Annotated in this window: 6 protein-coding genes; 1 reads left to right on the forward strand and 5 read right to left on the reverse strand. The window is 62.4% G+C overall.

What is annotated here, in order from left to right; all coding sequences use genetic code 11:
- Positions 1-245: 245 nt before the first annotated feature.
- Entirely contained in the window at positions 246-473 is a 228-nt protein-coding gene (locus ACY693_RS14215; protein ID WP_462322478.1) for an RND transporter, read from the forward strand.
- Positions 474-821: 348 nt separating this feature from the next.
- Here ACY693_RS14215 and ACY693_RS14220 read toward each other — a convergent pair whose 3' ends face one another.
- The 5 genes from ACY693_RS14220 to kaiC all read right to left on the reverse strand — a co-directional run.
- Entirely contained in the window at positions 822-1,496 is a 675-nt protein-coding gene (locus tag ACY693_RS14220) for a response regulator transcription factor (protein ID WP_462322479.1), read from the reverse strand.
- Between the two features lie 178 nt (positions 1,497-1,674).
- Complete coding sequence (locus ACY693_RS14225) at positions 1,675-3,951, reverse strand: hybrid sensor histidine kinase/response regulator (RefSeq protein ID WP_462322480.1); 2,277 nt, start codon at positions 3,949-3,951, stop codon at positions 1,675-1,677.
- A gap of 9 nt (positions 3,952-3,960) precedes the next feature.
- Positions 3,961-4,389 carry a circadian clock KaiB family protein gene (locus ACY693_RS14230; RefSeq protein WP_462322481.1) on the reverse strand — a complete coding sequence of 143 codons (429 nt, stop codon included), beginning with the start codon at positions 4,387-4,389 and terminating at the stop codon, positions 3,961-3,963.
- A gap of 9 nt (positions 4,390-4,398) precedes the next feature.
- Positions 4,399-4,692 carry a circadian clock KaiB family protein gene (locus ACY693_RS14235; RefSeq protein ID WP_462322482.1) on the reverse strand — a complete coding sequence of 98 codons (294 nt, stop codon included), beginning with the start codon at positions 4,690-4,692 and terminating at the stop codon, positions 4,399-4,401.
- An 11-nt stretch (positions 4,693-4,703) separates the two neighbouring features.
- Positions 4,704-5,699 (reverse strand): circadian clock protein KaiC (kaiC, locus tag ACY693_RS14240; RefSeq protein WP_462322483.1); only part of this gene is annotated, 996 nt, incomplete at its 5' end.

Genomic DNA, 5,699 nt, shown 5'->3' on the forward strand with positions numbered 1-5,699 from the left:
TCTCGCCGATCTTGTCAAGTCCAGCGTTATCCACCGCTCCTGTGGATAACATTGTGGGCAACGCGTTGTGCGCCGGCCTCGATTCCCTGCTCTTGTTACGGTTTCGCGACCTTCGCGTTGGATCGGTTAGCGACTGACCAGCGCCGACGGCCAGGATGGTCTCGCAATGGCAATCTGATGTCGACCACAATACCGATCCAAGCGGTCCTGTGACCTATCCATAACGACCTGAGGAGACATCGATCATGTTTGATTGGCTCGACCGACTGCCGCTTGGCCTGCTGCTGATCATCGCGCTGACGCTTGGGCTCGCGCCCTTCGTGCCCGAGCCTCATGTCTGGGAGAAGCTCAAGATGTTGGCCGCTGGCGCGCTGGTGCGGCCAATCGACATCTTCGATCTGTTGCTGCACGGAATACCCTGGCTGCTCCTGTTCTCCAAGCTTGGACGGATGGCCTGGACGAGGGCGCGCTGAACGGGCTGTCACGAATTGGCCCTATGATTCCGGGAGCTGCTGGATGTGGCCGACCACCGCGAGGCTTCCTGTGCCGCGGTCGATGCGAAGGTCAAAGTGCATTTCAAACAAAGACGACAATATCTTATGCGATTGCCGGAAGAGCTCGTACCGAATTGCGCAGGATTTTCGCTTGCTTCTAAGGAGCAACACCTGGAGCCCAGTCAGGCTGATGGCCGGGCTGTGTGATCGGCGCCGCGACGAAGAAGGCGAGCGAAAAGACCAGCAAGGTGGTATGAGCTTGGACAGAAATCGCCTCAGCGCCCTCCTAGGGCTCGAACAAGAGTTGCATCGCTTCAAGCCAGGCGCTCAGCTCGGCAGCTCAATCCCGGGGATCGTCCCGGCGGTCTCTGCGCCGATGTGCTCCTGAAGATTCATGCGAGCGACAGTGAGCTCGGCAAGGTTCTGTAACTGAAGCTTTTTCATGACTCCGGCGCGATGAAATTCAGCGGTGCGCACGCTAATGCCAAGGGCGTCGGCGACCATGCGGTTGGTCTTGCCTGCAGTAATCTGCTCGAACACCTGCTGCTCGCGTGGGGTCAAGGTTCGATAGCGTTCGAGGAGCTGCTGGTCTAGATCGCTGTCGCCCTTGGCGCTCGTGACAACCTCGCTGTCGTTGAGCGTGTTTTGCACCAGCTCCAGGACCGTCTGTGGATTGAAGGGCTTGGTGATGAAGTCGACGGCACCGAGCTTCATAGCGCGCACCGCCATCGGGATGTCACCGTAAGCAGTGATCATGATGGCGGGGATGTCGATACCCGCTTCGCGTATCCGCTCGAGCAGGGTCATGCCGCTAATGCCGGGCATACGCACGTCTGCGAGCAGACAGCCGGCGCGCGCCTGCAGCAGCGCGCCAGAGCTTAGCAGCTCGGCGCCGTTGCTAAAGCTGATCGCATGGATCGAGACCGACTCAAAGAGCATGCAGAGTGCGTCTCTGAGCGTTGGGTCGTCATCAACGATGTAGACGACGGGTTCGCTGCTCATGGGGAGCTTCTCCAATCTGAGAACCGACGCGCGTCAAGCGAGCGACCGACGCACCATCGGCGAAAGGGGGCGATGATAGGGCCACCCTAGATGATATCGGGCCATGATACTCCGATTCTGCCTGTCCCCTTTGGTGCCCAAGCAGTCTCTCAGGCGCCGGCGAACGGGGCGGTCCGGTTCAAGCGCGCGCTGGATCGCTGTGCTTGCTGGCTCCGCTCAGCAGCGGCTCTGATTCTGGCACTGGCTCCCGTAATGGCTCCCGTAATGGCTCCCGTAATGGCTCCGACATTGGCTCCGACTCGGACGGCCTCAACGCCTCCCTCAGGATGTTCAACATGCTACTCGCAAGCTCGACTTGGGCCTCGACCCCTTTGATCGCATCTTGCAGGGGTTGGGTTTGGAGACTGCTCTGCGAAGCGAGCGTGCGCGCGGCCATGGCATAGCAACGCGCCGAGCTCAGGGGCTGGGCTAGGTCGTGGAGGAGGGAGCCAGCAAGTGCGTCTGGGTTAGGATTCGCGAACCGATCAGACGCGGTCTCCGAGATAAGCCGAGCGCCGATCGGGCCTGGCTGGCGCTTCTCTGGAGCCAGCTCCCCCCAGCGGGCATCAGCGCTCGGTGACGACAACGCTTGCTCGAGTACTGCGAAGGAGACCGGCTTGACCAGGTGGTGATCGAAGCCGACCTCAGCGGAACGCCTTCGTGCAGGGGCATCGCCGAGACCGGTCATGGCAATCAAACGGATCTGGCTCCATCGCTCTTGGCTCCGTATCCGACGTGCCACCTCGTGGCCGTCAAGTCCTGGCATACCGATATCCAAGATCACGACCTCGGTGGCCTCCTGCTCAAGGGCGTCCAGGGCTGATTGGCCATCATAGGCGACGCGCACCTGGGCACCCTTGAGCGTCAGTGCCTGCGCCAAGCTTGCGGCCGCATCGCGATTGTCGTCGACGACGAGGATGCGCCGTCCACGAAAGCTCGATCGGGCTGGGGTCTGGGGGCGCTTCACGTCGTTGGCGAGACAGGGCTCAGCCTTGGTCAGCGGCAGGTAGACCTGCATGCGACTGCCTTGACCCGGGCCTGCGCTGTACGCCGTGATACGGCCGCCATGGAGCCGGACCAGCTCTCGCACCAAGGTCAATCCAATCCCAAGTCCCCCCTTGCTCTGCGCTGGTGAGTCATGACCCTGGGCAAACATATCGAACACGCGTGGCAGCATCTCGGCCGGGATGCCAACACCGGGATCTTCAACGGACACCTTGATCTCGTCGTCCTGATGGCGTTGAGCGATGATGCGAATGGTCTCTCCACTCGGGGTAAACTTGATGGCATTGTTGAGCAGATTGCCAAAGATCTGTGTCAGCCGGGTTGGATCACCGTTAAGCCACAGGCATTCCGACGGTAGCTCGACCTGCAGCTGTTGACCTGTGGTCTGGAGGATTGGGCGGACCGTTTCGACCGCGCTGTCGATCAGGGTCGCGAGGGTTAGGCGCTCCTTGACGAGGTCGACCTTGCCGTGGGTGATGCGCGAGACATCCATCAGGTCGTCGACCACCCGAACCAGGTGACCGAGATGCCGCTCCATCATCGCCTGTGCCTCGGCGGCGACCGTGAGTCCGGCATCCTCGAGCCGAAGGATCTCCAGGGCGTTGCGAATGGGGGCCAGGGGATTGCGTAGCTCGTGTGCCAAGGTCGCAAGAAAGGCGTCTTTCCGCCGATCGCTTTCGCGCAGCTCCTGCGCGAGCTGGGCCGCTTGCTCACGCGCGACCAATGCCTGCGAGAGCAGCTCGAGCGCCTCGGCCCGGGAGGCCTTGAGTGCCTCTTGATGCTGGCGCAGTTGGTTGAGGATCGCGCGGTCGGCTTCGAGTCGGGTCAGGTCGGTTCCGACCAGGCAGATCATCGCCTCGCCAGGCCGTGGCAGGCGGCTTGCCCAGAGATGCATCGGCACCTCTGAGCCCGCAGCGCTGCGAAACACGATGCGGTCGTCGGCGGTGCCGTTCTGGGATGCGTCTAGGAGGCGTCTTAGCCGCGGGAGGTCCTCGGCGGTGACGAGCTCCTCGATCGGGTGACCGAGCAAGCCGCTGCGGCCACGCTCAAGCAACTCGGCCGCGCGGTCGTTCACGTAGAGCAGGAGCCCGTCTGCGGAGGCGGCGAGTCCGGCCTCGTTCATGGTCTCAACCATCAGCCGATGCAGGTTTTCGGTCTCGGTGAGCGAGAACACCCGATCGCCTTTGCTGCCGCTGACGATAACCGCATCAACCTCGCCCTCTCGGATCGCGCGCAGGGCTTCCTCGGCCTCCTCGAGGCGCGCGCGCAGCTCCTGGTTCTCGGCGATCAGGTCATTGACGCTGGGCTGCACTGCTGTCTGAGCAGCTGTCTGCGCTGGCGTCTCCAGTGAGCGCGAGATGCCGGCCGTCGGCGATCTTTGCCGGGAGGTTCTTTGCAGTGCTTGAGGCATGGGCGTCGGTCAGTCCTGTCGGTCGGACCCTTCTGTCCTGGCGCGCAGGTCAAGTCCGACCAACACCCGATGCTCGTCGGCCATATCGCCGATCAGGCGTCGAAGCGGCAACGGCAGTCGCTTGATCAGGGTCGGGGCTGCCAGGATCTGATCGTGTTTGGCAAGGGTGGGTCGCTCGTAGATGTCGACGATCTCGAGCGCATACTGGCCGCTGAGATGCTTCTCGCAGACCTCCTTGACGGATTTGATGGCCATCACCGAGCGCGGGGTCAGACTCGCGACATAGAGCGTCAAGACGTAGTCCGAGCCATTAGGTGATGGACTCGATCCGCCAGCCTCCAGGGCCATTGCTGCAGCGCGATCCTGTTGAGCGGCTTGGTCTGGGATGGGCGGTCGGGTGGAGGGCATGGCGATCCCCTGTTGCATCGTTGGCTGCATCGTTGCGGGTCACTTGCGCGGGCGCAGATCGAGGCCGACCAGCACACGCTCGGTATTGGAGAGATCGCCGATAATCTTCCGCACCGGCTCCGGGAGCTTGCGAACGAGGGTCGGCACGGCCACGATCTGATCACCTCGTGCAAGCTTCGGATTCTCGAGAAGATCGATGATCTCGATGTCGTAATGTCCAGCCAGATGGGTCTCACAGATAGCCTTGAGGTTCTCCAAGGCGCGCAGCGAGCGTGGATTCTGGCCTGCGACGTACAGACGCAGGCACCAGGCGTCTTCCAGAGCAGTTGTCATCTCGGGGGCTGTCATCCGGCGAGTCCGGCCAGCTGATCAGAGGCCTCGATCAGCGAAATACCGGTCTCGGCGAGGCAGAGCTCGTTGACATCATGCGAGTGTGCCATGCCGCGGCTCTTGAGGATATACAGCAAGCGGTGACGCCGCCGTCCGTGACTGGCCATGCGCAGCAATAGCCAGGTGTCGATCAGTGAGCTTACCCCTTCGTCGGTTCGCTCCAATTGGCTGGGCTCAGAGCCTTGGCGCAGGGCAGTGAAGACTGCGGTGATGCCCAGGCTCTTCAGGAAGTCGATGACCCGCGTGAGCATGATCTGCACTTCGGCAAGGTCGCCGATGGTCGCAAAACTGGTGATCGGGTCGAGGACGACTGCATCGGGCTGGGTCTCGGCGACCAGCTGATGCAGGCGCACGAGATGATTCTCCAATCCGTACAGGGTTGGGCGGACCGCATGGCAGTAGAGCCGGCCAGCGTCGAGATGAGGCTGCAGGTCGAAACCGATCGAGCCCATGTTGCGCAGGATCTGGTCGGGCGATTCTTCCGATGACCAATACAGACAGCGCCCGCCTTGACGGCAGATATTCTCGACAAAGGCGATCGCGAGACTGGTCTTGCCAGCGCCAGAGGTGCCCGAGATCAGAACGCTGCTACCCCTGAAATAGCCCTGACCGCCGAGCATCGCATCGAGGCCGGCAACGCCTGTCGAGACGCGCTCGCGCGAGACGCGATGGGCAAGGCCGAGCGAGCTGATTGGCAGCACGCTTAGGCCGTGCTCGTCGATCAAGGTCGGGTACTCGTTCGCGCTGTGGCGGGAGCCGCGATACTTGACCACCCGCAGCCGGCGGGTCGCGACCTGGCTGCTGACGCGATGGTCGAGGAAGACCACGCAGTCGCTAACATACTCTTCCAGTCCGTGTCGCGTCAGCGACCTCTCCCCGCGCTCGCCCGTAATGATCGCAGTCAGGTCGCGCGCCTTGAGCCAGCGAAACAGCCGTCGCAGCTCGCCGCG

The sequence above is a fragment of the Halochromatium sp. genome (genome assembly GCF_054919635.1).